We start from the raw sequence: 24,164 nt of genomic DNA, 5'->3' as shown, positions 1-24,164 counted from the left end.
GCGCGACAACACCGTCCGGTTCCACCGTGATGTGTCGCTGTGTTGCGAGGTTGTCAGAGGCTATCGCATCCGAGTGAACGGTGATTCACTACCCGAGTGAACGGCAATTGCTTTCCGTGGTTCAGCGGTCGACGATCTTCCATCGCCCGTTCGCGGTCGCGGACTTCGTCGTCGGCCGCGAACGGATCCCGGCGGCCCCGCACCGCTTGGTGGGTGTCCGCTCAGCGAGTGGCGCCGGGGTGGATCCCCAGGGCCCGGGACGCAGCGGTGACGGTGGCGGCCAGTTCGTCACTGGTGGTGCCGGGCTGGGTCAGCAGTGGCCGGGTGTGGGCCAGTTCGGCGCGGTCGACGAGGTACTTCTCGTTGAGCACCCACTCGCGGCGGGCGGCCATGCGGGCATGGGCGCTGCACAGCACGGCCCGGACCAGCATTCCCGTGCAGCAGGCTCCGTCGCCGAGATCCGCGTACCCCTGGGCGAACAGCAGCGCCATCTCCGCCTGTCCCCACCATGCGCGCGGGGCCGTTTCGGCCAGTGCCTCGGGAAAGGTGACCTCGGGGAGCTCGCCGAAGAGCCGGTGGCCGATCGCCAGCTCACCGACCGGCAGATACGTCGGAGCACCGGCGAGGTAGCCGGTCTGGGTCATGACCTCGAAGTGACCGTGCCGAGCCTGCTCGTGCCAGTGCTCGACGGTATCCAGATCGCGGAAGAGAACATCGACGTGGGTGCCGTCGACGGTCAGCCACCCCCCTCCGTGGACGATGGGTCCCCAGTCGCCGAGCTCGCTGACCTGACCGGGGTAGCCGAGTCGACGCACCTGCTCCGGATCCAACCGGCACCGGGACCCGCGGTAGTAGAGCCCGAGATCCCAGTCGCTGTCGGGGCGGTGCGTGCCGGTGGCCCGCGACCCTCCCAGCGCCACCGCCACCGTGGCGGGCAGTTCGGCCAGCTCACCGGCCACGTGAGTCACGGCTTCGGGCAGTGCGTCGGTCGACATCACGACACATCCTAGTGACCACCGGCCGCCGGACACGCCGAAACGGGACACGATCCGGTGATCGACGTTTTCGGCCGAGTCCTCCCGAAGCTCCCGTCGGCCGCAAGGTGGGTCTCGGGGTCTTGGTCGTGGTGGCTTTGTGCTCGGCCTTCGGGGATGAGTTGTCGAGTGGGTGGGTCGGGGGTGCTTGGGTGTGTTGCTACGCCTGCCGCGGGGTGAGATAGGTGCGGAATTCCGGGAGCGGGAGGGCGTGGGAGAACAGCCAGCCTTGGTAGAGCTCGATGCCGAGGTTGTCGAGGGCGTGGAACTGGCCGGGGGTTTCGACGCCTTCGGCGACGCAGTTGCGTCCCATCGCGTGGCCCATGCCGATCATGGCTTGGGCGATGGCGACGTCGGCGGGGTCGGTTTCCACGCCGGTGACGAACTGGCGGTCCAGTTTGAGGATCTGGGTGGGCAGGTCCTTGAGCCGGGCCAGCGAGGAGTAGCCGGTGCCGAAGTCGTCCAGGGCGAAGCGCACGCCGCGTTCGACGAGTTCGACCATGGCCTGGTGGGGCCGTGTGGGCAGCTCGACCAGGGAGGTTTCCACCATTTCCAGGACCACGCGGGACGGGTCGACGCCGGTCTCGGTGATAGCTGCGGTGACCGCGTCGATGAATTCGGGGTCGTGGGGCAGCAGATCAACCAAGTTGATCGCGACGGATACCGGGTGTCCGCTCTGCTCGGGCCAGGTGGTGGCCTCGGCCAGGGCGGTGCGCAGCACCCACCGGTCCAGTGCGCGCAGCAGGTCGCCCTGCTCGGCCACGGGCAGGATGACCGCGGGCGAGAGCAGCCCGCGGTCGGGGTGCGGCCAGCGCACCAGGGCCTCGGCCATGACCACGGCACCGTCGCGGTCCAGGATCGGCTGGTAGTGCAGCTCCAGGGAGTCGGTCTCGAGGGCCTCGCGCAGCTGTTCTTCCAGGTCGAGTTGCCCTTCCCGCACGCCGATCAGGGCGCGGCTGGCCAGTGAGATGCGCCCGGGACCTTTGCTCTTGGCGTGGAACATCGCCGTGTCGGCGTAGCGCAGCAGGTTCCCGCCGGCGGTGTCCTGGTCGAGCATCGCCGCGCCGACCGAGGCCGACACGGCGATCAGCTGCCCGCGCAGCGGCACGGTCGTGCGCAGCAGTTCGGCCACCCACGTGGTGAAGGACTCCAACCCGCCGACGGTGTCGACGTCCGAGCAGATGATCAGGTACTCGTCACCGGACAGGCGAGCGGGGACGCACCCGGGCGGCAATCCGTCGGTCAGGCGCCGCGCCAGGGCAGTGAGCAGTTCGTCGCCGGCCTCGTGACCGAGCGCGTCGTTGACGCGCTTGAAGTTGTCCAAATCGCAGAACAGCACGGCGACCCGCTCGGCGCCGCCGTGCAGCACGGAGTCGAGCAGTTCGTTGAGGCCGGTGCGGTTGAGCAACCCGGTCAGCTCGTCGTGAGTGGCCTGGTGCCGCAGCTCGTCGGTCTGGCGCTGCCACTCGGTGATGTCCTGGAACACCACCAGCCAGAACCGGCTGCCGTCGTCGGCCACCGAGGAGGTGCTGAGCACCTCGCAAGGCACCGGATGTCCATCCGAGGACAGCAACAGCCGCTGGCGGACCCGCGGCTGGTTCAGCCGCGCGCTCGCTGCTTCGTCGGCGATGAGGCCTGCGTCCCGGTCGTTCGGGTGCATCAGGCTTATGGCAGGCATGTGGTTCAAGTCCTGTATCCGGTAGCCCAGCAGGTTGGACAGCGCCTCGTTGGCGTCCAGCACGTGCCCGGTTTCGTCGAACAGCGCGATCCCGGCCGGGGTGAGGTCGAACAGGTCGCTGAACCGCCGGCTGGATCGCTGCTGGTGGACCCCGGCTTCGGTCTCATCCCGGAGGACCTGCAGGAACCCCACCGCGGCGCCGTCCGCAGCGTGCTGTGCGGTGGTCACCACGTGGGCCCAGAAGCCGGTGCCGTCCCGACGCCGGCACCAACCCTCGTCGACATGGTTGCCGAACTCGGTGGCCTCAGCCAACTGCCAGTCCGGGCGCACGGCAGCGGCCTGCTCGGGCGGGGAGAACACGGAGATGTGCTCCCCGATGATTTCCTCGCCGCGATAGCCCAGGATGTGTTCGGCCGCCGCATCCCACCGCTGCACGCGACCGGCCGCATCGAGCACGAGGATCGCGTACTCCCGCAGGCCCGCGGCCAGCACCCCCAGTCGCGCTTCTGTCTCCGACTGCAACCGCGCGATCCCCGAGTGCTGGCCTCTGGCCCCGGTGCCGACGTCAGATCGTTCCTGCATCAGGCCCCCTCGGCACTGCCATCGTCGGAGAGCACCGGCAGCCACCGGTTTCGTCGTGCTGGCGGGCAGTGCGCCTCATCGCGGGTTGGCTTTGCGCGTGGCGGGATCACGCTCGGCGTGCCAGCGCGTCGACCGACGGCCGGGCACAACGACAGGCTGCGGATTGGGGTGTGCCCGGATTTGGTCATCAGCATCGGGATGGGCGCCCCCTCCTCGGCGGCGTGGGTCAGCGCGGAACGCCGCAGTTCGTGCAGTGTCCACCCGCCGGAAGCGTACCCGAACAGCTCGGCCGCGCGCCGATACGACAGCCGTGCCCGACCGGTGCCCGGATCCACGTCGGCGGCCCGGTCGGTGACAAACGGCGGGACTCGGGTGCGGGTGCCGACGTAGCGGTGCGACAACCGAGCGGTGCGGGTCTGCCAGGTGATCACATCGGCCGCTCCGCCCTTGCGGCGCACCACCGCGCGACGGTTGGCCAGGTCGAGCTCGTCGACGTCGAGCAACAGCAGTGCGGCCGCGCGGGCGGCGGATTCGTGGGCCAGCGCCCATGAGGTCTTCTCCCGCTGGCTGACGGTCGCCAGCCAGCTCCCCTCGCTCTCGCCGGGATGCCGCTGCCGAGCGCAGTCCACGTCGCCGGTGCCGCACGCCCCCACCGGTCGCGGAACCAGGCCCGCATCCGCTCGGCCCCCGCCTGACCGACGAGCCCGGCCAGGGATTCGTCCGGCTCGCCCGGCAGGTGGTGCAGCGCATCGGCGACAGCGGCGACCGGAGCACTGCCGTCACCGGTCATCACTGCTGCTATCGCACAGAATAGGCCCTTCCCGCGATAGCGCCGCGTGTCGTACGGCCCGTTGGTGGCGGCCTTAGCAGCCCTTCCAAGTCCAGGCGGCGGTCCGTGTCCAGGTCGTCCTTGAGCGTGCCGAGAAGCTGCGGTTCGGGTGGTCACCTCGACGCGGTCCGAACGGGGATGCTTGTCTCGTGACCGTGAATGCCCGTCCGGACGTCCGCCCCGACGACCTCAGGGGAAAGTGCAGTCCATGATCGAACTGAAAACAGCCTCCGAACTCGACGCGATGCGTTCCGCGGGCCGGGTCGTGGCCGAGGTGCTGGCCGCACTGCGCGACCACGCTCGGGTGGGAGTGACCCTGCGGGAGCTCGACGAGGTGGCGGCCGCGGTCCTGGCCGAGGCGGGCGCGGAACCGGTCCTGCCCGGAACCCGCCCGATCCGCGAGCCGAGGCCGTTTCCGGGAGTGCTGTGCCTGTCGGTCAACGACACCATCGGGCGCGCCCCACCCACCGGAGCCCGCCTGGCCGACGGGGACCTGCTCAGCATCGACTGCGGCGCCCGCGTCGAGGGCCGGTGCGGCGGCGCGGCGGTGACCGTTCCCGTCGGCACGGCCCACCCCGACGATCGGACGCTGCTGGAGACCACCGAAGCAGCCCTGACCGACGGGATCGCCGCGTGCCGGACCGGCGCACGACTCGGGGACGTTTCGCACGCCATCGGCCTCGTGGGACGCAGCAGCGGCTACGGAATTCCCGCTCGTCTCGGCGGCCACGGCATCGGACGGGACAGGAACGAGGCCCCGTTCGTGGCCAATGACGGCGCACCGGGCCGAGGATCCCCCTTGCGGCCGGGCATGGCGCTGAGCCTGGAACCGACGTTCGTGGCCGGAGGGCGGGACAGTTACCAGCTTGATCGCGACGGGTGGGCGCTGCGCACCGACGACGGCAGTCGTTGCGCTCACGCCGCGCACACCGTGGCCATCACCGACGACGGTCCCCGAGTCCTCACGGTGCCGTGACGGGTTACGTTTGCCACATAGCACAAAATCGGCGCGGGCGGAATAATCACGGAGAAAGTGGCAGTTGTGCCAAAAGGACTGTCAACGTCGCGTTCCCCCGAGGACTCATGCCCAAGCATTTCGCTTTTGTCGCCCCGCCCGCCCACGGACATGTCAACCCGAGTCTGCCGTTGGTCGAAGAACTAGTCGCCAGAGGGCATCGTGTCACTTATGCCACCGGCGAGGGCCTGATCTCCAAGGTCGAGGCCGCCGGCGCGGAAGGACTCGGACTGAGCACCCAGCTCCCCTCCCAGCCTCCCGGCCCCGGTGTGGAATTCACCCCGGAACTACTCGCCGGGATGATGCGGTACTTCGTCGACGACGCCCGCGAGAGCTTCCCGAAGCTGGTCTCGCACTTCGAGCAGGACCGCCCCGACGCGGTCTGCTACGACATGATGACCTTCACCGGACGGATGCTGGCCGACAAACTCGACGTGCCCGAGGTCACCCTCGTGCCCAACTTCGCGGCCAACGAGCAGTTCTCGCTGCACGAGACGTTCATACCCGACTCGTTCGACCACGAGCACCCCGCCCTGCTCGAAACCGGTGCGGAACTCGAGCGCTTCGCAGCCGAGTACGGCGTGGCCAAGCCACAACCCATGTTCCAGACCGTCCCCGCCCCGCTGAACCTCGTGTTCATCCCCGAGCAGTTCCAGTTGGAGGCCGAGACCTTCGACGAGCGGTTCCGCTTCCTCGGCCCCTCGCTGGGCCGCCGCGCCCACGCCGAATCCTGGCAGCCGGCCGACGCCGAAGCGCCCCTGCTGTTCATCTCCCTGGGCACCGTGTTCCACAACCGCCCCGACTTCTACCGGGTGTGCCTGCGGGCCTTCGCCGACAGTCCTTGGCAGGTCGCCATGGCCATCGGCGACCACATCGACGTCGCCGAGCTCGGTGAGACCCCGCCCAACTTCGAGGTACGAGCCCGGTTCCCCCAACCCGCCGTGCTCGAACACGCCACCGCGTTCCTGTCGCACACGGGCATGAACTCCACCATGGAGGCGCTGTACTACGGCGTTCCCCTCGCCGCCTACCCCCAGATGCCCGAGCAGGAAGCCAACGCCCACCGCGTCGTGGAACTCGGCCTCGGTCACCGGCTCGACGACGAAGTCACCGCCGAGGAACTGCGCAAGGCCGTCGACGACCTCGCCGCCGACCAGCACGTCCGCACCAACGTCACCGCGATGAGCACGACCCTGCACGGCAGCGGGGGAGCGGCGGCCGGAGCCGACGCCCTCGAAGCTCACCTGTCCTGACCGCACCATCCGCGCAGGCCGGTTTCCGAAGGAAGAAGGGAGCCGGCCTGCGCGGTCACTTGCGCTTGGGCGGGTCCTTGCGCAACAGGTCCGGTCCGATGATGCGCCGCACCACCCGGCGAGCCAGGCTGCGCCGCTTGCGGGGAGCGGCGGCCGGAGCCTGCGAGGAATCGGCCGACTCGGGCCGGGATGCCGGTGTCGTCGGCTCGGCCGCCGGCTGCGCCGACTCAGCGGGGCGGTCCTGCCGGGGCGAGGTGGTCGGCTTGGGCGCCGGAGGCGGTTGTTCCGGAGACAGCCGCCTGGCGAAGTCCGGGGGCTGCTCACGGACGGCGGGGATGTAGGGCTGGGTGACCTCGAGCTGCTCGGGCGCGGGGTGCGCGGGCGTGCTCGGCTGATCGAGCGGCGGCAGTTCGCCGACGATGCGGGTGGTCAGCGGTCCCGGATCCGGTTGCGCTTGTTCCTTGTGTCCGTGGTCCATCGGCACCAGGGGCTGGAACCAATGTCGAGCAAGATCGTCTTGAAGTGTCATCCGTATCGACTCGAAAGAGGAGCAAACGGCCAGTAGTACCGGCAGGGCGGACCCCGTCGGCTGCTGAAGACCCTACCGGTCACGGTCCGATAAAACATCACCCCTGTGCCCAGGGATTGATCACGGCGCGGCCGGAGGATCCGCAGCTACCGGATACGTCCGAAAACCGAAGTGGTCACCAGCACGGACTCGCGTGCCCTGACCGCACGGGCACTCCACGCGGTGATCGCCGGTGACCAAGAACACCCGAACCCGGGCGAGCTGCCGCCACGACACGGTACGGCGCCGCCATCATTGACTTCGATATTGGTAGAAGTTTTAACGTCCTTCGTGACTCCGGGCACTCCGCTGCCCTCCTGCTCCGTCCCGGAAGGACACAGCATGTCTTCAGAGCCCCTGCACCTGGCAATGCTCGTGGGCAGCACACGCCCCGGCCGGTTCGCTCCCGTGATCCGCGACTGGATGCTCCACCAGGTCGAACACCGCGAGGACATGAAAGCCGACATCATCGACCTGGCCGAGACCGCACCCACCAGTGAGGACTTCGCCACACGGATCGATACCGCTGACGCCTTCGTCGTCGTCACCCCCGAGTACAACCACAGCTACCCCGGGGCACTCAAAACCGCGATCGACACGCTCCACGCGCCCTGGCAGGCCAAACCGGTCGGGTTCGTCTCCTACGGTGGCCTGTCCGGTGGCCTGCGGGCCGTCGAAGCACTGCGCACGGTTTTCGCCGAACTCCACACGGTCACCATTCGCGAGACGGTGAGTTTCCACCAAGCACCGCAACGATTCGACGAACACGGCAAACCGCACGAGGCCGAGGCCGTCAACACGGCAGCCACCACACTGCTCGACCAGCTCGCCTGGTGGGGCCGTGCCCTGCGGCGAGCCCGCATCGCCCAGCCCTACGGCACGTGACCGGCGCCAAGACGTCCGGTCCTTCCGGCCGAGTGGGACTCCAGGACCACTCGGCCGGTGACTCGTCCGACCGCCGTGCTCGCGGCACCCGCACCGGAGGTGAGTACCGCCCACTCATCCCGTCGATTCACGAGGAGCGGTGGCAGGATCCAGCAGCCGGGAACGAGCCAGCTGGGCCGTACCGACCCCGATCAGCACGGCCCCGGCGATCGTTCCGATCACGAACACGCCGCCCCGAGCCTGTTCGTTGAAGACCGCCAGCCCCCATGCCACCGACACCAGGGGATTGGTCAACGTGAAACCGGGTTGGGAGGCAACCAGGTTTCCCGCCTGCAACGCGTTCTGCAGCAGAAAGAACGAGGTCGGGGCCAGGGCGATGACACCGTAGGTCTGCCAGGTCGTGAGCAGGCCACCACCGTGACCGACCTCGGCGGCGACCCCGGCGATCAACGCGGAGTTCAGCCCGAACGTCGCCCCGGTCGCCACGCCCAGCAAAGCGGCCCGATGCTCGTGACGACCGCGATAGCCCAGCACCACCAGCGCGGCCACCGCAGTGACCGTCACCCCAACGCCCAGCACCCATGTCGCCGTCGGTACCCGTGGGTCACCACCGGTGGGGGACAGGCACCCCACGAACGCGGCGAGCCCGGCCGACTGCATGGCGATCGCCCCCCAGTCCCGTCTCGGAATGCGCAGGCCGAACGCCCAGGACGCCAACAGCAGAGTAAACGGCAACTCCGAAACCAGCAGGGGTTGGACCAGGGCGATCTGGGACAGCGACAGCGACACCGCGTGCAGCAGAAACCCGGCGATCATCGTGAGAATGCCCAGAATCCACACCGGCTGCCGAACCAGGTCCAGGACCATCCGCAGGGAGAACGCGGCCGACTCGGGCTCGGCCTTGGTCGCACGTCGCTGCAGCACCGACGCCGAGGCGTTGAGCAGTGCCGCTACGATCATCACAACGATTCCGATCACAACATCGCGGGTACCCGCTCACGAAGATTTCCTAAGCCCCGTGACGCCATCGGACAAAACCGGATCGAAAGAGCACGGAATCGGATCCGACCGAAGCAAGCACGTTCCGCGGGCAGGCCGTGGGATCGCACGGCCTGCCCGCGGGATCGCTAATCGGGGGCTTGGTCGGGGGAGGGGTGCTCGGGGGCGAAGACGGAGCGGAGTTCGGCGAGACGCTGCTCGTAGGTGTCTTTGAGGAGCTGACGGTCTTCGGCGGCCTGGCGACGAGCTTCATCACGGTCATCCTGGTGGCTCCGACGGAGCGCGTCGATTTCGTCACGGTGACGATGCGTGTTCTCGGCGAGCTGCTCCCGCAGACGCGCGGCGTCGGATTCGGCATCGGCGGCACGCTGCTCGGCGCGGGCGCGCTGTTGATCGGATTCGGCGGCACGACCACGAGCCTGCTCGACCTGCTCTGCGGCCTCGGCCCGAACGCGCTCGAGTTCCTGCTCCTGAGCCTGACGGGCTTCGGACAGCAGACGCTCTCCCTCGGCACGAACCTCACGAACTTCGGTTTCGGCGGCAACGCGAGCCTGTTCCAGGGACTCCCGGGCCTGACGATGGGCCTCGGCGAGATCCTGCTCGGCCTGAGCACGCACGTCGGTGGTGTCCTGCTCGGCCGACCGGGCCTGTTCACGAGCCTGCTCAGCGATGGCTTCGGCGTCCTCGGCGCGCCGGCTGGCGGCCTCGGTGGCCTCCTCGGCCTCCACACGGGCCGCTTGTTCCTCGGCGAGCTCGGCACGAGCAGCCGAGGCGGCAGCTTGTTCGGCGGCCACACGTTCCTCGGCCTCGTCGAGGTGACGCTGATTTTCACGTCGTGCGGCCGCGATCTGGCGCTGGGCGGCATCCACGTCCCCGACCTGAGAGAGCAGGGTGACGTAGTCGGACAGCCGCGCCGGTAGTTGCTCCACCAACCGCGCGAGCTCGTGAGCCTGCTCGGTGACCGAGGCCCGGGCCATGTCCACGGAAAGTGGCTCGGCGGGAGCGGAGTCCCCGATGGCACGAGTCGCAGGGGACTCCTGGTCCTCGGTGGCGAGTTCGTGACGGCGTTTCTGCGCATTGCCACGGTTGTGGATCCGCCCGTTCACGCGCTGCTGGCAGTAGCGCCCCGGACGTCCCCCTCCGTGAGTTCGTGCCGCCGGGTGCGCGCATCCGTCCGGCCACGCGCACAGCGCCTCCGAGTCAGCCGGTGCCTGCCCGGCATTGTCCCCGCTCGCGCTCTGTGGGGTATCGGTCATCCCTGCACCTAGTTTCGTTGAAAAGTACCGTAACTAAAGTAACGTATCATACTAATAAACGATAGGTACGGTACGAATACGAAACAGAGGGTGCGCGCATAAGTACGCTTATGCGCGGTAGAGTGCCGTCATGACCACGCAGCCGCTCGAAACGAATCCGACTCGCCCCGAGCACGAAGTCCTGTTGGCCACGAGCACGCGAACCGGCCACGCCCTCGGGCACTTGGTGGCCGCATGGCTGGGTTCGTTCACCGAATCGACCGCGACGCGCACGGCCTACCAGCGGGACCTGCGTGAATACCTGGCATGGTGTGCCCGGCGCGAGCTGGATCCGTTGACGCTGCGGCTTCCCGAGGTGCAGATGTATGCCACGGAGCTGGCCGTGGCGCCGAACCCGCGCACCGGGCGCCCGCTGGCGGCGAAGACCAGTGCCCGCAAACTGGCCGCGATCTCGAGCTGGTACACGTTTCTCGTTCGAGCCGACGTGCTCGATGCCAATCCGGCCCGCGATGTCACCCGCCCCCGCTACGACCGGCGTCATTCCCCCACGGCCAGCGTGACCGAGGGGCAGGCGAGCACGATGCTGGCCGCCAGCCGCGACCGCGAGCATCGCACGCTCGGCCGAGAGTGCGCGGCGTTGATCATGGTGTTTCTGGTCGATCTGGGCATCCGGGTCTCCGAGCTGTGCCAGGCCGATCTCGACGATCTGGGCCAGCGGGACGGGATGCGGGTACTCACCGTGCGGATGAAGGGGGGAGCGGTGCGCCTGCGCCCCCTGCCGCCCCAGCTCGCCGCGCTCCTGGAGGAGTATCTGGCCGTTCGTCCCGACGGAGCCGACAGCCGGGCTTTGCTGGTCACCCGCGCCGGGAAGCGGATCAATCGACACCAGGTCTATCGCCTGGTGCAGCGTACTGCCGACCGGGCAGGGGTTCCGATGCCGGAAAGCATCACTCCGCACTCGATGCGGCACACCTTCAACACCATCGCCCGGCAACGTGGAGCGGCTTTGGAGGACCGTCGCGACGCACTCGGGCATTCCTCAGCCGCGATCACCCAGCTCTACGACCATGTCGCCCTGTCGGTGGCGCGCGACCCCGCTCATCTCGTCGCCGCGGCCACCGCCGATCGCAACCTCTGAACGTCACCGTGACGAAAATAGGGAGGGGTTGACATCGGGAAGAATGTTTGGTCATTCCTCTCTGAAGCAGCCGAAAATGCTCACGGCGAGGGAAGTCGACGCTTGCACACGAATACCGAGTGGGCGGATAGCACCACTGACCGTGTCGGTTTCCCCTGAACGGGCGACCGCTCGTCGTACTGTGAGGACCGCTCATCGCATGGCTGGTAGCCGTGTGGAGTAACGATGATCTAGCTTATGCAGCGTTGTGGCCGGGTGACGGTACCGTCACCCGGCCACTTTCTCGGCTCGCTCCGACAGGAGTGATCGGAGACGGTCCTTGCGGCACCCACCCGACGTGTCGTATGTATGCCGCTAATCACCGATAACCTCGACTGCCAGACAGCGAGAGGAACCACATTCATGGCTGAGGACACGAACTCGCCCCAGCAAGCTCCCGACCCGACCGCCTCGATCGCCGATCCCGCACCGCTGGGACTCGCCGCCTTCGCGCTGACCACCTTCGTGCTCAGCGTGTTCAACGCGGGACTGCTCAGCAGCGACCTCGAACCGGTCGTGCTGCCGCTGGCCCTGTTCTACGGGGGACTGGCTCAGTTCATGGCGGGCATGTGGGAGTTCCGCAAAGCCAACACCTTCGGGGCGCTGGCCTTTACCTCCTACGGCGCCTTCTGGCTGTCCTTCGCGGCCTACGTTCAGTTCGTCACCGACGGACTGGGACCCGACGCGGCCACGGCCACCGGGCTGTACCTGCTGGCCTGGGGCATCTTCACCGCCTACATGACGGTCGCGGCGATGCGGGTCACGGTCGCCGTCCTGTCGGTGTTCGTCGCCCTGACGCTGACCTTCTTCCTGCTGGCGATCGGGGACCTCTCCGGTGTCGGCGCGATCGCCACCCTCGGTGGCTGGGTCGGTCTGATCACCGCCGTGCTGGCCTGGTACGCCTCGTTCGCCGGGGTGGCCAACTTCACCTGGAAGCGGACCCTGCTGCCGGTGGGTTCGCTGGCCCCGAAGAGCTGACGCACGAACACGGCCCTCCGAGTGAGGCGGGAATCCTCACTCGGAGGGCGCACCGGCGACCATCTTCGCTACGTACCGCGGCTCGTGGGACGCCCTCCCGGCGTGATCATCGCTCCGCCCGGAGACGAGCCCGTACCTCTCAGCACCCCGGAACACCGGGTGATCTCCTGGGGCCCGCCTCCCCACGCCGACCACGGCACCAGCACGCTCGACCAGCCGGCCCATCACGGCGAACAGGCTCCGAACTCCCCGCGCTGACCCGCGCGGAACAGTAACCGGGAATGCTTCCCGTCGAACTCAGGCCGTTCACTGCGCGGTCGGGGCACGAAGGTCGACACTTCCGAACAACCGGGAAGCCCGCTTCGCCCAGCCCCGTCCGGGGAACTGGAGCAACCTGGTTGAGTCGTATCGGAACGAAAAGCCCTGGAAGCGAGTGGATCGTCATGAACGCAACAGAGCCGGTGCCTGACCTGCTGCGCCCGTTCGTCCGGCAAGGAACGATCCTGTTGCAGACCAAGAAGCGCGATGGCAGCTGGGTCGACACCCCCGTCAACATCGCCGTGCGGGGGGACCGCGCCTACATCCGCACCTTCGACAAGGCCGGCAAGAGCAAGCGGCTGCGCAACTTTCCCGAGGTACGGTTCTACCGGTCGACTTTCCGCGGCAAGCCCACCGGACCGATGATGCGAGGGCAAGCTCGGCGTCTGGACGGCGACGAAGCCCGAGCGGCAAGCAAGCTCCTTGCCCGCAAACACCGCGTACTGCACGGCCTCGTCGTTCCCCTGTCCCACCGGATCATGCGTACCAGGACCCTGCACTACGAACTCAGCGACATCAACGGGCCATATCCCTGAGGCGATCGCAGTGCGAAACGGATCCGTCCGAACACAACCTACGAGACCACTTCCAGCGGCGGATCGTCGCGCCACACGGCCGCCAGGTCCTGGACCGCCAACCCGAGCGCGTCGCCGAGACGAACGACCGTGCCGAAAGCCGGCGTGGGTAGCCGGCCGGTTTCGATCTTGCGCAGGGTCTCCGGCGAAATACCCGCAGCACGGGCCACGGTCTGGGGATCGCGGTCAGCCCGAGCATCCCGCAGCAGTGCTCCGAGGCGCTTGCCGGCCTCGAGCTGATCGGGCGTGAGTGGGTAACGAACCATACCGTCACGATAAGGCCGGTATTTCCGCTCCGGGAACAACAACCGCCGGCAACAACGAGCCGGGCCACCACGACTTCCGCGCACATCGAGGTCAGGAAGGGAAGTCGTCCCCACTGCGCCGGTCGCTGAGGCGGGACGGACGATCCGGCCGTCCTCTACGCTGACAACGGGCAGTTGCTCACCCGGCTGCAGGACGACCTCGGTCGTGATCTCACCCTCGCCGACATCGCCGCCCACGCCGGAACCAGCACCCGGACCTTGATCCGCCGCTTCCGCGAACAGACCGGCACCACACCTCTCCAACGGCTCCACCACGCCCGGATCCGCCGAGCCCAACACCTCCTGGAAGCCACGCGCCACTCCGTCGAACGCATCGGAACCCAGGGCGGCTTCGGATCACCCACCGCCTTCCGCGACCGCTTCAAGAAGGCCACCGACGTCAGTCCCCACACCTACCGCCGCAGCTTCACCACCGCGCGGTGACGTGTTCCTCGACGGCGGCCGTGCGCTCCGCGACGCTGGCGGGCGCCACATCCACGATGGTGAATCCGTGGTCGCGGTAGGTCTCCTCGTGTACGGCCTCGAACTCCAGGGACTCGGGATAGCTGATCCTTCGGGCGGCGGTCGGCTCGACGAACCCGATGGGGCGGACGAAAAAAGCGGTGCGCTCGTAGACCTGCTCCCGGTCGACGCGCGCGACCTCGTGGGCCAGGGTCGATGTGACCGGCAGCCGCATGTACCGGGCGAGTGCGAGCGTGCACAGCGGAGAGCGGTCGTAGAACTGCACGCCGACATCAGCGGGGACGGAGCGCTGTTGTTCGTCACGCTGCAGTGCGGCGATCTTGCTGACGAAGTCGCCGTGCGTCCACGGCTCGTCCACCCCTCGGGCCTGTTCCCGTGCGATCACCTCGGTCGCCGCCTCCTCCACGACGGCCCAGCCCCGCTCCTGCAGACCACGCACGAGCGCGGTCTTTCCGGCGCCGGGTGCACCGGTGACGACATAGCGCTTCGGCACCGTTTCCTCCTCGTCGTCGACCAGTTACGCCTCGCCCCGGAGGACGAAGCGGCTGCGGGCACGGAGAGCGCTGACGACCTCGTCCGGGGCCTTGTCCGGTGCACCCGCGTCATAGGCGGGCCGGGGGTCGTACTCGGTGCCGAGCTGGATGGTTTGGGCGACTTCGTCGCCTGCGATGTGTCCGGCGAGGGTCAGGGCCATGTCGATGCCGGAGGACACGCCTGCGGCGGTGACGTACTTACCATCGACGACCACGCGTTCGCCGGTCGGATACGCGCCCAGCGTCGGAAGCTGATCGAGAGCCAGCCAGTGCGAGGCGGCCCGGCGTCCGGTGAGCAGTCCCGCGGCGGCGAGGATCAGCGATCCGGTGCACACCGACGTCGTCCAGGCGCTGGTCGCGTCGACGGCGCGCAACCACTGGTGGACGGGCCCGTCGGACATGTGCGCGGACTGTCCGGGACCGCCGGGCACGACGACGATGTCGGGACGTGCCACGTCGGCCAAGGTGGCCTCGGCGACCAGGGCGAGGCTGCCCCCCTCGTTGCGCACAGGCCCCGTCCGCTGCCCGACGAAGACGGTCTCGGTATCGGGCAAACGGCTGAGCACCTCGTAGGGCCCGACCGCGTCGAGGGCGGTGAACCGGTCAAAAAGCAGGATCGCGATCCGCATCGTTCTCCTCGGTCGTTGGCGGGGAATCGGGGTGGAACCGACGCCGGTACTCGGACGGGGGCGAGGACGGGCGCGCACGAAAGCGCGTCGCATCGCTTCCGGCGTGCCGAAGCCGCAAGCCCGAGCTGTTTCCTCGATTCCCTCGCCGGTGTCCTCCAGTCGGCGGCGAGCGGCTTCCAGCCGAACTCGATCGACATAGCGCCCGGGGTCATGCCCACCCGGTCGGCGAAGGCACGCGTGAACTGCCGAGGCGGCAGGGTGACTCGCTCGGCGAGGGCGTGCACGCACAGGTCAGCCTCCGGGCGTTCGACGATCCACTGCTGAACCTCTCGCAGTGGCTCGCGCTGCGCTGTCTGGGTGGCGAGGTCGCCGTTCCGGACGAAAATCGGCTCCGCGGTGACGTCGACGTCGGGAAACCGGCCGGCCCGGGACTCGCAGTGGGCCCAGTGGGTGGTATCCCGTCGCCCCGACAGCACGCCGGGCTCGGCGAGCAGGAAGGCACCCGTGCACACCGTAAGGCACCCGTGCACACCGACACGACCTGCCGCGCCTGTCGGCGCAGCCACGCGACGAGATCCTGGTCGGGCACGCACGTTCCCTCGCCACCGGGGACGAGGAGCACATCGGGTTCCCGCGCACGGTGCAGGTCGACGTCGGGAGTGATCGGCAAACCACTGGACGTACGGACCGGATGACCACCGAGGCCGGCCGTGGAGACGTCGTAGGCCGGTCCGCCACCGCGCGACGTCCGCCAGCGATCGGCAGCGGCGAACACCTCCGACGGGCCCGTCACGTCAAGGCTCTGCACGCCCTCGAACAGGACGACGAGCACCGATCGGCTCCGCGCGGAAACCGTGCTGGCCGAGCCGAGCAGATGACCACAATGCCGAATCTCCCACCTTTTCTGCCATGAGCGGTGTTTTTTCGACGTGTGCCACCGGGGGATCACCACAACCCGGGGGGGGTATTATTATACCGAGCATTGTCGTGGAAGGAACGCCCGTGATCGAACTGAAGTCACCCACCGAGATCGACCGGATGCACACCACCGGCCGCTTCGTCGCCGACGTGCTGACCGAACTCGGCGACCTCGCCGACGTCGGCGTCAACCTCCTCGACCTGGAACACCACGCCCGCGACAAGATCAGCCAACGCGGAGCGAAATCCTGCTACTGGGACTACGCCCCCTCCTTCGGCGAGGGCCCGTTCCGCAACGTCATCTGCCTGTCCGTCAACGATGCGGTCCTGCACGGACTCCCGCACGACTACGCACTCCGCGACGGCGACGTGCTGAGCATGGACTTCGCGGTCGACATCGACGGGTGGGTGGCCGACTCGGCCCGCAGCGTCATCGTGGGCACCCCCGCCACCGAGGACCTACGCCTGGTCCGCGCCACCGAGACCGCCCTCGAATCCGCGATCGCGGCCGCACAGCCCGGTAACCGCTTGGGCGACATCTCGGCGACGATCGCCACGGTCGCCGCCGAGAACGGCTACCCGGTCAACACGGAGTTCGGTGGCCACGGGCTGGGACGCACCATGCACGAGGCCCCCAACGTGGCCAACGACGGCCGCGCCGGACGCGGCCTCGTCCTCCGGCCGGGACTGACCATCGCCCTGGAGCCCTGGTTCGCCCGCACCACCGACCGCATCATCACCGACCCGGACGGCTGGACCCTCCGCGCCGCCGACGGCTCACGCACCGCCCACTCCGAGCACACGGTCTCGATCACCGAGGACGGCCCTCGAGTACTCACGCGACGCCCGGAACGGCCAAACTCGCTCTGACGCACACGGACACGAACAGGCCCCTGCACCTCGCTGGTGCAGGGGCCTGTTCCACGCACGGCCCGTCGGGCGAGCCGCACTTCCAGTTACACCAGTCCCAGGCGGCGAACCGTGTCCCGCTCCTCGGTCAGCTCCTGCACCGAGGCGTCGATCCGCTCCCGGGAGAACGCGTCGATGTCCAGCCCCTGCACGATCTCGTAGCGGCCGTCGCGGGCGGTGACGGGGAACGACGAGATCAGTCCTTCCGGGACCCCGTACGAGCCGTCCGACACGACGCCGGCCGAGGTCCAGTCACCCTCGTCGGTGCCGTTGACCCAGGTGTGCACGTGATCGATAGCGGCGTTGGCGGCCGAGGCCGCCGACGAGGCCCCCCGCGCCTCGATGATCGCCGCACCACGCTTGGACACGGTCGGGATGAAATCGTCCCGAATCCAGTCCTGCTCGACCTGCTCGGCGGCGTTCTCGCCACCCACATCGGCGTGGAAGATGTCCGGGTACTGGGTGGCCGAGTGGTTGCCCCAGATGGCCAACCGGCGGATCTCGGCCACCGACACGCCCAGCTTCGCGGCCAGCTGAGCCAACGCCCGATTGTGGTCCAACCGCGTCATCGCGGTGAACCGCTCGGCGGGCACGTCCGGAGCGTGGGCCTGGGTGATCAGCGCGTTGGTGTTGGCCGGGTTACCGACCGCCAGCACCCGCACGTCGGAGGCCGCACCGGCGTTGATGGCCTCACCCTGCGGCTTGAAGATCCCCCCATTGGCCTCCAGCAGGTCACCCCGCTCCATGCCCTGCGAACGCGGCCGAGCACCGACGAGCATGGCGATGTTGGTGCCGTCGAAGGCCTTGCGCGCGTCATCGGTGACCTCGATGTCACTCAACAGCGGAAACGCGCAGTCGGTGAGCTCCATCGCGGTGCCTTCGGCGGCGGTGACAGCCTTGGGAATCTCCAGCAGCCGCAACTTGATCGGCGTCTCCGCGTCGATGAGCTGACCGGAGGCGATCCGGAACAGTAGCGCGTAGCCGATCTGACCGGCCGCGCCGGTAACAGTGACGGTGACGGGGGAACGGGTCATGGAGATCTCTCCTGCTTGCCGGGTGATTGTTGGGGCGATGCTATCCGCCCCACGGCGCTGGCCAAGCGCCCCCGCTACGGATCACAACCATGCTAGGACGGGACCGATTCAGCCGCACGCGCGACCGCAACCGACCGGACACGAGTCGTGACCGCGTCGGGTCACCGACCCAGCCCGGAGGGGACCGCGGTCGAGGACCACCGGAAGTGCTCGTCGAGACGTTCGACGAGGTACCGGTGCACGCTGACGGGCAGGGCGTGTCCCATGCCGGGTACCTGCACGCACCGGCCACGGGGGAGTACAGCGGCCAAGTGCTGCCCCGTGCGGAGGTGGATTGATCGGACCCTGACCACCTTCGACCACCAGGGTGGGCGTGGTGACCTGAGCCAGGTCGACACCGCGCTCGGTCGGCACCGGTGTGGTCACGGCGTGGTTACCAGGTCGCTGCCACGACCCCTCGTGATCCATGACGCGCTGCTCCAGACGCCGGAACTCCTCGGCGTCGAAAGGCAGGACTTCTCCGGCCAACAAGCGCCACTCGTCCACCCGTGCCCGCAGCGCGCTCTCGCGATCGGTGACCGGATCGGCCCTGCTGACCATCGCACGCACGATCTGCGGTGTCGGCGTCGGTAGCCCGTCCGGGCTGGGCTCGTCCGCGAGCGCTCGACGCATGTTGCCCACGAAGTCCACGTCCAAGGCGGCGGTGGCCACGAGGGCCAGGCTGCGCAACCGGGGCCCGTGATCAAGGGCCAGAACCTGACCGAGAGTCCCGCCGAGGGAAAAACCCACCACATGAGCACCGGTGATGCCGTGGCCGTCCAGCACGGCCACGGCATCACCGGCCATGTCGGCCACCGAGTAGGGACGTTCGATGATATCCACGCGGGTGGACCGGCCGGTGTCGCGATGGTCGTAGCGCAGTACGCGCCATCCCCGCGAGACCAGCAGTTCGACGAACTCGTCCGGCCAACTCGGCGCGGACGCGTTCGCACCCGTGATCAGCAACACCGGCGGGTCCTCCGCGTGGCCGGAAGACTCGGTCCACAACCGGACTCCCTCACCGGTGGTCACGAACCGTTGCATGCGAGCCCCCTTCAGTCCGCGACCGAGGATCTCCCGACGGTCCGGCCGCCCTCCAACGCCAGGGTGGGCCCGCCCCACCGACGCCGCAGCCACCGGTCGTGACTGGCCACCACCAACGCCCCCGGTGCCGCGGCCAACGCCTCCTCCAACTCCGAAGCCAGGCTCAGCGAGAGGTGATTGGTCGGCTCGTCCAGCAACAACACGTGCGGCGGATCGGCGATGAGCGTGGCCAACGCCAGCCTTCGACGCTGACCGACCGAGAGCACACCGACCGGACGATCCAGATCACGCCCGGCCAGCAGCCCCAGCTCACCCAACCCCGCGACATCACCCCGGCCCCCGGTGGCAGCGGCATACACCTGCCGAGGCGTGCGGTCGGCATCGGTGAAGACCACGTCCTGCTCCAACAGCCCGACCCGCAGACCCCGCCGGTGCTGGACCACACCGGTCTCCGGACGCACCCACCCGGCCATCAAATACAGCAGACTGGACTTGCCCGCCCCGTTCGGCCCGGTGATCAGCAACCGCCCATCCCCGTCGAGATCGAGCTCATCGAGCCACACCCGAGACCCCAACCCCGCCGCGCGCACTCGAACGGCGACCTCGTCACCAGCACCACCACTGGTCACCGGTGCGGCGAACCGCAACGGCACCGGAGGCTTGCGCATCTGGGTGCGTTCCAGCTCGTCGAGCCGCTGCCGGGCGTCACGCACCCGCCGCGAGATCTGCTTGTCCACGCGCGCGCCCTTGTAGTCGTACGCCAACTTGCTGGTGTTGCCCCGAGGAGCGCCGTGGCTGACCTGCCGCGCGGTGACCGCGACCGACTCCCGCAGCCGGGCGAGCTCGTCCTGCTCGACGGCACGACGCTGCTCCCAGCGAGCACGCGCGACACGCTTGGCCCACAAATAATCCGAAAAAGCCCCTCCATAGTGGGTGACGCCGTCCACACCGGGATCCATGTCGACGATGTCGGTACACACCGCGTCCAGAAACACCCGATCGTGACTGGCCAACACCACCGCACCCGGTAACGCGGCCAGATGCCGCTGGAGGAACGTCACGGCAGCATCGTCGAGATGATTGGTCGGCTCGTCCAACACCACGACCCGCGGCTGACGCACCAACAGCGCCGCCAGCCCCAACCGGCAACGCTGTCCTCCCGACAACGCGTCCAACGTCCGGTCACCACCGACCCCGGACAACCCCAGCCCGGCCAGGACGAGATCGACGCGCCGGTCGGCGTCCCACACCTCGTGAACCCGCGCCCACTCCAGCAGGTCACCGTAGGTCGCCAGCAACCCGGCATCTCCGGGCCACACCGCGAGCCGCTCGGCCACCTCGGCCAGCTCCCGCTCCACCCTGCGCACCTCGGCCAGGGAATCCTCCAGCACGGTCGTGACCGTGCTGCCATGCGGGTAGGGAAGTTCCTGGTGCAGGAACCCGACATCGTCGGGCCGGACGACCTCACCTGCATCGGGATCGTCGAGCCCGGCCAGCAACCGCAACAACGTGGTTTTACCGGTCCCGTTGTCCCCGACGAGTCCGATGCGACGCCCCGCACCGGCGGTCAACGACACGCCGTCGACGACGACACGGGCACCGTAGGACTTGGTGAGATCACGAGCGACGAGAAAAGCAGCAGACATCAAGCAGGACCAACTCACACAGTGGGGTAGTGGTACCCGCCGGGCACGAAGCACACCAGCATCACCGACGAAACCGGCGCTGGAGGCGGCCGCAGGCGCGGGCCGAGCTCGATGTCACTGCTTCATAGTGTCCCCAGCCTAACCCAGCCCCCTCCCGTCCCACCACCGAATTTCCGAAGACCTCACCACCACCAGGACTGGGCCATCCCCGGCAAGGCCGCCACCAGGCAGTACCGCGACACCCGACCGACCACACCGGAGGGAACGATCACCGCCGGCGACAACCGAGCCACACCACCGGCGACCACGACCATCGCGAACGGCGGCACCCCGACCACCGCACTGACCAACACCACACCCGCGCTCCACAACGGCCGCCGCCGACACCATCGCTGGAACCGCCCCGACCAACCGGACCAGCGCCCCCACCTCGCCCTTCCCACCCACCGGGGCAACGCCACCACACCCCGCGCGGCCAGATAGTGCACGCTCTTACCGAGCAACTGCCCCACAGCCGCCACCGAACCGGCCAACCACCACGGCAACTCGGGATGAGCCACCATCACCCCCACCAGATACAACTCGGAACTGAACACCGGTACGACCCCCGTACCCGCGCTCACCGCGAACACGCTCAACAACCACGTCACCGCGAGCCCCCAGCTACAACAGCACGCTCACGACACCGAAACCGCCGGTCATCGAGTCGCCTCGACCACGTGGGCCGGCTCCCACCAGTAGTCGTAGAGCTCGCGGGAAACGACGTCCGTAAACCCCGCCTCACGCAGTTCCCACTCCCACTGCCGCACGGAACACTCGTAGTTCGTCCGGCCCGCGGTATCGAAATGCCCCAGAATGACCGGCAACACGAAACCGAGACCAACCAGATCCCGATCCCGACCGTACTCGCGCAACCCCCGCTCGACCCGGGACACACACCCCCGAAACCACCCGGGCTCGTACGGACACACCACCTCGGCCACATCGAACTCCACGAGCACGAACACCCGCGTGTGCCGAGCGATCCAGCTCAACGCCCGCGACCGGTCATCCGGCGGCAGCGACTGCAACGCGAAACTCGACTGCACCAGATCCCACGACGACGCATCATGGTCACAAGTGAACTCCTGAAACGTGCCCTGACACGCCCGATGAGAAATACCGCGATGCGTCAAAGCCCCAACCACCTCGTCGAGGAGCGAAGCGCTCGGCTCCACGAGGTCCACGTGAACACCACTGTCCGGCACGGCGGGCATCAACGCCAACCCGTCACCCACACCGATGTCGAGCACACACCCCGGCCGGAACTCGTCGTACGCCGCACGCAACGCCGCCGACGTCCGTTCGTACAATCCCACATTGCCACCGCCACGGATGAACGCCCGAAACGCCGCGGGGGAGTCGTAGACACCCTCCCCGGCAGGATCCCGCACATACCGCGCCAACAGCCGCGCGAACTCACTGCCGGGATCGAACCGAGCCGCCCGAGCAGCACACTCGCACGCGGTGGCGCGATCACCCACCGAATGCGCCCACACCGCCAACAACAGCGCCGAAGTCGCATCCACCCCCAGATCGACTCCCGAACTCGGCAGGTCACCCCGCCGATACCTCCGACAGACCTCGGACACCGACACGCGAAGCTCCCTCCGACGGCAGTGACACAAACGGTATCCGTTATCACACCCCGTTGTCCCGGCCACGCGAAACGGCGTCGCGGAGTTTCGCCCACACCCCCACATCGAGCAGAATCACCTCATGTTGCAGGCCTGCCTCAACGGCGCCCGAACACCCCACCAGCACCACCACCTTCCCGTGCTCCCCGAACAGCTCGCTCACGCCGCAGCGACCAGCATCACCGCCGGCGCCGAGGACCTCCACCTGCATCCCAAAACCCCCGACGGCACCGACACCCTCGAAGCCCCGTTCGTGGCCGCCACCCTGCGCGCCGTCCGAGCCGCCGCACCCGGCATCGCAGTGGGCATCACCACCGGCGCCTGGACCACACCGGCCCCGGGGGAGCGGATCGCCACGATCCGGACCTGGACCGTACTGCCCGACCACGCCTCGGTGAACTGGCACGAACCCGGGGCCGACGACCTCGCCGAAACCCTGCTCGAACGCGGCATCGGCATCGAAGCCGGCATCCGCTCGGGCACCGACGCCGAGGAACACTTCCTGACCTCACCACACCGCGCACACGTCCTCCGCGTGCTGGCCGAAGTCACCGACCGGACCGCGAAAGGCGCCACCACGACAGCCACGGCACTGCTCACCCGCCTACACCCGGTGAGCGCCCCCATACTGCTGCACGGAGAATCCGCAGGAGCCTGGCCCGTGTTGAACCTCGCCCTCCGCGAGGGACTCGACACCCGCATCGGCCTGGAAGACACACCGCACCTGCCAGACGGCCGCGTCGCCGACGACAACGCCGAACTCGTCACCGAAGCACACCGGCTCCGTCACACCACACGAGAAAGGGGAAACCGGCCATGACCGCCACACCACCCGACGAAACCCACCTGCTGGTGGCGTCCATGCCCTTCGCCGCCGCCCTGGGAGTGCAACTGGACTCCGACGACCCCCAGCAGGTACGCGGCCACCTCGACTGGTCTCCAGAACGCTGCACCCTCGGCGGCTTCCTGCACGGCGGCGCCCTCATGACGCTCGCCGACAGCCTCGGAGCCATCTGCGCCTACCTCAACCTGCCCGAACAGACCACCACCTCCACCATCCAGTCCACGAGCAACTTCTTCCACGGAGTGCGGCAGGGGAGGGTGCACGGAATCAGCCAGCCCCTGCAGCGAGGAAACAGCATCGTGGTGGTCCAGACCGACCTGTTCGACGACGAGGAACGCCGCGTCGCCCAAACCACCCAGAGTCAGGCCGTGCTGCCCGAACCGGAATGACACCGCGAGAAGCCGGTCGGGGAGAGGGCGTCACCGGATCACCCCAAGCTCTTGGTGAACCAGTGATCGGCGTACAAGGACCCGGAATACGGCGGAGTCTCGACGTATCCGTGCTTGGAATAGAGGGCGCGGGCCTCGACGAGATCGTGCCGGGTATCCAGCCGCACGGTCGTGGCACCCAGCTCACGCGCCGCGCTCTCGGCAGCCCCGACCAGCCGCGAACCACCGCCCAGCCCACGCAGGTCGTGACGCACGAACATCCGCTTGATTTCGGCGGAGTGGGCCTCGACCAGCTTCACACCAACACAACCCGCCGGGCGACCGTCGTACCGCGCCAACAGGAACACCCCCGACGGAAGGCGCCAAAGCCTCGCTGGGATCTTCGGCCATCGCCGCATCGACCTCGTCGTGCCCAGCACCACGACCGGTGTAGCGACCGACCATCTCGGCGAAGTAGACGCGCAACAGCTCCACGGCGTCCCGGTCGGACACCGGCACGGTGGTCATGCTCCAGGGCACCGCTTTCGGCGACGAGGGACTCATGGCACTCATCCTGCTCACTCGGTCA

The 24,164-nt window shown here is 68.3% G+C and carries 26 protein-coding genes and 2 pseudogenes; 12 read left to right on the top strand and 16 right to left on the bottom strand.

Going from position 1 to position 24,164, the window contains the following annotated elements:
• Nucleotides 1–221: 221 nt before the first annotated feature.
• The 3 genes from FHX42_RS09980 to FHX42_RS09970 all read right to left on the bottom strand — a co-directional run bounded on the left by FHX42_RS09980 (nucleotide 222) and on the right by FHX42_RS09970 (nucleotide 3,947).
• The gene (locus tag FHX42_RS09980) at nucleotides 222–995 is read right to left on the bottom strand and encodes a nucleotidyltransferase domain-containing protein (protein WP_182543945.1); all 774 of its coding nucleotides are present in this window, start codon (nucleotides 993–995) and stop codon (nucleotides 222–224) included.
• Nucleotides 996–1,194: 199 nt separating this feature from the next.
• Nucleotides 1,195–3,294 carry a putative bifunctional diguanylate cyclase/phosphodiesterase gene (locus FHX42_RS09975; protein ID WP_182543944.1) on the bottom strand — a complete coding sequence of 700 codons (2,100 nt, stop codon included), beginning with the start codon at nucleotides 3,292–3,294 and terminating at the stop codon, nucleotides 1,195–1,197.
• A complete protein-coding gene (locus FHX42_RS09970) occupies nucleotides 3,294–3,947 on the bottom strand; it encodes a tyrosine-type recombinase/integrase (protein WP_220480104.1) in 654 nt (217 codons plus the stop codon). The genes FHX42_RS09975 and FHX42_RS09970 overlap by 1 nt, the downstream gene beginning before the upstream one ends.
• Nucleotides 3,948–4,331: 384 nt before the next feature.
• Between FHX42_RS09970 and map (FHX42_RS09965) the strand changes: the two genes are divergently transcribed.
• Both map (FHX42_RS09965) and FHX42_RS09960 read left to right on the top strand, forming a co-directional pair.
• Nucleotides 4,332–5,099 (top strand): type I methionyl aminopeptidase, encoded by a 768-nt coding sequence (map, locus tag FHX42_RS09965; RefSeq protein WP_182543943.1) that lies wholly within the window; start codon nucleotides 4,332–4,334, stop codon nucleotides 5,097–5,099.
• A 107-nt stretch (nucleotides 5,100–5,206) separates the two neighbouring features.
• Nucleotides 5,207–6,391: a macrolide family glycosyltransferase gene (locus tag FHX42_RS09960; protein WP_182543942.1), complete on the top strand. Its 1,185-nt coding sequence runs from the start codon at nucleotides 5,207–5,209 to the stop codon at nucleotides 6,389–6,391.
• Between the two features lie 55 nt (nucleotides 6,392–6,446).
• On the opposite strand, the gene FHX42_RS09955 is transcribed toward FHX42_RS09960, so the two are convergent.
• Entirely contained in the window at nucleotides 6,447–6,920 is a 474-nt protein-coding gene (locus FHX42_RS09955) for a hypothetical protein (protein ID WP_182543941.1), read from the bottom strand.
• Between the two features lie 381 nt (nucleotides 6,921–7,301).
• Between FHX42_RS09955 and FHX42_RS09950 the strand changes: the two genes are divergently transcribed.
• Nucleotides 7,302–7,844: an NADPH-dependent FMN reductase gene (locus FHX42_RS09950; protein ID WP_182543940.1), complete on the top strand. Its 543-nt coding sequence runs from the start codon at nucleotides 7,302–7,304 to the stop codon at nucleotides 7,842–7,844.
• A 114-nt stretch (nucleotides 7,845–7,958) separates the two neighbouring features.
• Here the strand turns inward: FHX42_RS09950 and FHX42_RS09945 are convergent, their stop codons facing one another.
• Complete coding sequence (locus FHX42_RS09945) at nucleotides 7,959–8,804, bottom strand: DMT family transporter (RefSeq protein ID WP_220480103.1); 846 nt, start codon at nucleotides 8,802–8,804, stop codon at nucleotides 7,959–7,961.
• Between the two features lie 194 nt (nucleotides 8,805–8,998).
• Here FHX42_RS09945 and FHX42_RS09940 point away from each other — a divergent pair, with 194 nt between their 5' ends.
• The 5 genes from FHX42_RS09940 to FHX42_RS09920 all read left to right on the top strand — a co-directional run bounded on the left by FHX42_RS09940 (nucleotide 8,999) and on the right by FHX42_RS09920 (nucleotide 13,108).
• Nucleotides 8,999–9,763, top strand: a complete 765-nt coding sequence (locus FHX42_RS09940; RefSeq protein WP_182543938.1) for a hypothetical protein — start codon at nucleotides 8,999–9,001, stop codon at nucleotides 9,761–9,763.
• A 466-nt stretch (nucleotides 9,764–10,229) separates the two neighbouring features.
• Nucleotides 10,230–11,237: a tyrosine-type recombinase/integrase gene (locus tag FHX42_RS09935; protein ID WP_182543937.1), complete on the top strand. Its 1,008-nt coding sequence runs from the start codon at nucleotides 10,230–10,232 to the stop codon at nucleotides 11,235–11,237.
• 402 nt (nucleotides 11,238–11,639) lie between these two features.
• Complete coding sequence (locus FHX42_RS09930; RefSeq protein WP_182543936.1) at nucleotides 11,640–12,254, top strand: acetate uptake transporter; 615 nt, start codon at nucleotides 11,640–11,642, stop codon at nucleotides 12,252–12,254.
• Nucleotides 12,255–12,356: 102 nt separating this feature from the next.
• Nucleotides 12,357–12,512 (top strand): hypothetical protein, encoded by a 156-nt coding sequence (locus FHX42_RS09925; RefSeq protein WP_182543935.1) that lies wholly within the window; start codon nucleotides 12,357–12,359, stop codon nucleotides 12,510–12,512.
• A gap of 185 nt (nucleotides 12,513–12,697) precedes the next feature.
• Nucleotides 12,698–13,108 carry a PPOX class F420-dependent oxidoreductase gene (locus tag FHX42_RS09920; RefSeq protein ID WP_182543934.1) on the top strand — a complete coding sequence of 137 codons (411 nt, stop codon included), beginning with the start codon at nucleotides 12,698–12,700 and terminating at the stop codon, nucleotides 13,106–13,108.
• A 38-nt stretch (nucleotides 13,109–13,146) separates the two neighbouring features.
• On the opposite strand, the gene FHX42_RS09915 is transcribed toward FHX42_RS09920, so the two are convergent.
• On the bottom strand, nucleotides 13,147–13,413 hold the full coding sequence (locus FHX42_RS09915; protein WP_182543933.1) for a helix-turn-helix transcriptional regulator: 267 nt from the start codon (nucleotides 13,411–13,413) through the stop codon (nucleotides 13,147–13,149).
• 174 nt (nucleotides 13,414–13,587) lie between these two features.
• On the opposite strand from FHX42_RS09915, the pseudogene FHX42_RS09910 reads away from it, so the two are divergent.
• Nucleotides 13,588–13,896 (top strand): annotated as a pseudogene (locus FHX42_RS09910) (helix-turn-helix domain-containing protein); the annotation flags it as partial.
• Here the strand turns inward: FHX42_RS09910 and FHX42_RS09905 are convergent.
• The 4 genes and pseudogenes from FHX42_RS09905 to FHX42_RS27750 all read right to left on the bottom strand — a co-directional run bounded on the left by FHX42_RS09905 (nucleotide 13,880) and on the right by FHX42_RS27750 (nucleotide 15,929).
• Complete coding sequence (locus FHX42_RS09905) at nucleotides 13,880–14,428, bottom strand: AAA family ATPase (protein WP_182543932.1); 549 nt, start codon at nucleotides 14,426–14,428, stop codon at nucleotides 13,880–13,882. The pseudogene FHX42_RS09910 and the gene FHX42_RS09905 overlap by 17 nt on opposite strands.
• A 24-nt stretch (nucleotides 14,429–14,452) precedes the next feature.
• Complete coding sequence (locus FHX42_RS09900; protein WP_182543931.1) at nucleotides 14,453–15,097, bottom strand: DJ-1/PfpI family protein; 645 nt, start codon at nucleotides 15,095–15,097, stop codon at nucleotides 14,453–14,455.
• 132 nt (nucleotides 15,098–15,229) lie between these two features.
• A pseudogene (locus FHX42_RS27755) lies at nucleotides 15,230–15,280 on the bottom strand (hypothetical protein); the annotation flags it as partial.
• A 25-nt stretch (nucleotides 15,281–15,305) separates the two neighbouring features.
• Entirely contained in the window at nucleotides 15,306–15,929 is a 624-nt protein-coding gene (locus tag FHX42_RS27750; RefSeq protein ID WP_220480100.1) for a DJ-1/PfpI family protein, read from the bottom strand.
• A gap of 170 nt (nucleotides 15,930–16,099) precedes the next feature.
• Between FHX42_RS27750 and map (FHX42_RS09890) the strand changes: the two genes are divergently transcribed.
• Nucleotides 16,100–16,885 (top strand): type I methionyl aminopeptidase, encoded by a 786-nt coding sequence (map, locus tag FHX42_RS09890; RefSeq protein ID WP_182543930.1) that lies wholly within the window; start codon nucleotides 16,100–16,102, stop codon nucleotides 16,883–16,885.
• A gap of 86 nt (nucleotides 16,886–16,971) precedes the next feature.
• Here map (FHX42_RS09890) and FHX42_RS09885 read toward each other — a convergent pair whose 3' ends face one another.
• From FHX42_RS09885 to FHX42_RS09865, 5 genes are all read right to left on the bottom strand, one after another.
• Nucleotides 16,972–17,958, bottom strand: a complete 987-nt coding sequence (locus tag FHX42_RS09885) for a malate dehydrogenase (RefSeq protein WP_182543929.1) — start codon at nucleotides 17,956–17,958, stop codon at nucleotides 16,972–16,974.
• A 108-nt stretch (nucleotides 17,959–18,066) separates the two neighbouring features.
• A complete protein-coding gene (locus FHX42_RS09880) occupies nucleotides 18,067–19,041 on the bottom strand; it encodes an alpha/beta fold hydrolase (RefSeq protein ID WP_235987159.1) in 975 nt (324 codons plus the stop codon).
• An 11-nt stretch (nucleotides 19,042–19,052) separates the two neighbouring features.
• Nucleotides 19,053–20,687, bottom strand: coding sequence for an ABC-F family ATP-binding cassette domain-containing protein (locus FHX42_RS09875; RefSeq protein ID WP_182543928.1), 1,635 nt, complete (start codon nucleotides 20,685–20,687; stop codon nucleotides 19,053–19,055).
• 182 nt (nucleotides 20,688–20,869) lie between these two features.
• A complete protein-coding gene (locus FHX42_RS09870) occupies nucleotides 20,870–21,337 on the bottom strand; it encodes a hypothetical protein (protein ID WP_182543927.1) in 468 nt (155 codons plus the stop codon).
• Nucleotides 21,338–21,385: 48 nt separating this feature from the next.
• Nucleotides 21,386–22,324 carry a class I SAM-dependent methyltransferase gene (locus tag FHX42_RS09865; RefSeq protein ID WP_182543926.1) on the bottom strand — a complete coding sequence of 313 codons (939 nt, stop codon included), beginning with the start codon at nucleotides 22,322–22,324 and terminating at the stop codon, nucleotides 21,386–21,388.
• Between the two features lie 121 nt (nucleotides 22,325–22,445).
• Between FHX42_RS09865 and FHX42_RS09860 the strand changes: the two genes are divergently transcribed.
• Both FHX42_RS09860 and FHX42_RS09855 read left to right on the top strand, forming a co-directional pair.
• Nucleotides 22,446–23,183 carry a 3-keto-5-aminohexanoate cleavage protein gene (locus tag FHX42_RS09860; RefSeq protein WP_182543925.1) on the top strand — a complete coding sequence of 246 codons (738 nt, stop codon included), beginning with the start codon at nucleotides 22,446–22,448 and terminating at the stop codon, nucleotides 23,181–23,183.
• Nucleotides 23,180–23,596: a PaaI family thioesterase gene (locus FHX42_RS09855; protein WP_182543924.1), complete on the top strand. Its 417-nt coding sequence runs from the start codon at nucleotides 23,180–23,182 to the stop codon at nucleotides 23,594–23,596. The genes FHX42_RS09860 and FHX42_RS09855 overlap by 4 nt, the downstream gene beginning before the upstream one ends.
• A gap of 38 nt (nucleotides 23,597–23,634) precedes the next feature.
• Here FHX42_RS09855 and FHX42_RS09850 read toward each other — a convergent pair whose 3' ends face one another.
• A complete protein-coding gene (locus tag FHX42_RS09850) occupies nucleotides 23,635–23,994 on the bottom strand; it encodes a GNAT family N-acetyltransferase (RefSeq protein ID WP_235987157.1) in 360 nt (119 codons plus the stop codon).
• Between the last annotated feature and the right edge of the window lie 170 nt (nucleotides 23,995–24,164).

Source organism: Halosaccharopolyspora lacisalsi, assembly GCF_014137975.1.
Taxonomy (GTDB): Bacteria; Actinomycetota; Actinomycetes; order Mycobacteriales; family Pseudonocardiaceae; genus Halosaccharopolyspora; species Halosaccharopolyspora lacisalsi.
Note: the sequence above shows the minus strand (reverse complement) of the source record. Positions and strands in the feature narration are given on the sequence as shown.

Bases quoted from the DNA above. Each gene is read 5' to 3' on its own strand.
- FHX42_RS09980 (WP_182543945.1), bottom strand. From the start codon at position 995: ATGTCGACCGACGCACTGCCCGAAGCCGTGACTCACGTGGCCGGTGAG.
- FHX42_RS09975 (WP_182543944.1), bottom strand. From the start codon at position 3,294: ATGCAGGAACGATCTGACGTCGGCACCGGGGCCAGAGGCCAGCACTCG.
- map (WP_182543943.1), top strand. From the start codon at position 4,332: ATGATCGAACTGAAAACAGCCTCCGAACTCGACGCGATGCGTTCCGCG.
- FHX42_RS09960 (WP_182543942.1), top strand. From the start codon at position 5,207: ATGCCCAAGCATTTCGCTTTTGTCGCCCCGCCCGCCCACGGACATGTC.
- FHX42_RS09955 (WP_182543941.1), bottom strand. From the start codon at position 6,920: ATGACACTTCAAGACGATCTTGCTCGACATTGGTTCCAGCCCCTGGTG.
- FHX42_RS09950 (WP_182543940.1), top strand. From the start codon at position 7,302: ATGTCTTCAGAGCCCCTGCACCTGGCAATGCTCGTGGGCAGCACACGC.
- FHX42_RS09945 (WP_220480103.1), bottom strand. From the start codon at position 8,804: ATGATCGTAGCGGCACTGCTCAACGCCTCGGCGTCGGTGCTGCAGCGA.
- FHX42_RS09935 (WP_182543937.1), top strand. From the start codon at position 10,230: ATGACCACGCAGCCGCTCGAAACGAATCCGACTCGCCCCGAGCACGAA.
- FHX42_RS09930 (WP_182543936.1), top strand. From the start codon at position 11,640: ATGGCTGAGGACACGAACTCGCCCCAGCAAGCTCCCGACCCGACCGCC.
- FHX42_RS09920 (WP_182543934.1), top strand. From the start codon at position 12,698: ATGAACGCAACAGAGCCGGTGCCTGACCTGCTGCGCCCGTTCGTCCGG.
- FHX42_RS09915 (WP_182543933.1), bottom strand. From the start codon at position 13,413: ATGGTTCGTTACCCACTCACGCCCGATCAGCTCGAGGCCGGCAAGCGC.
- FHX42_RS09900 (WP_182543931.1), bottom strand. From the start codon at position 15,097: ATGCGGATCGCGATCCTGCTTTTTGACCGGTTCACCGCCCTCGACGCG.
- FHX42_RS09885 (WP_182543929.1), bottom strand. From the start codon at position 17,958: ATGACCCGTTCCCCCGTCACCGTCACTGTTACCGGCGCGGCCGGTCAG.
- FHX42_RS09880 (WP_235987159.1), bottom strand. From the start codon at position 19,041: ATGCAACGGTTCGTGACCACCGGTGAGGGAGTCCGGTTGTGGACCGAG.
- FHX42_RS09875 (WP_182543928.1), bottom strand. From the start codon at position 20,687: ATGTCTGCTGCTTTTCTCGTCGCTCGTGATCTCACCAAGTCCTACGGT.
- FHX42_RS09860 (WP_182543925.1), top strand. From the start codon at position 22,446: ATGTTGCAGGCCTGCCTCAACGGCGCCCGAACACCCCACCAGCACCAC.
- FHX42_RS09855 (WP_182543924.1), top strand. From the start codon at position 23,180: ATGACCGCCACACCACCCGACGAAACCCACCTGCTGGTGGCGTCCATG.
- FHX42_RS09850 (WP_235987157.1), bottom strand. From the start codon at position 23,994: ATGCGGCGATGGCCGAAGATCCCAGCGAGGCTTTGGCGCCTTCCGTCG.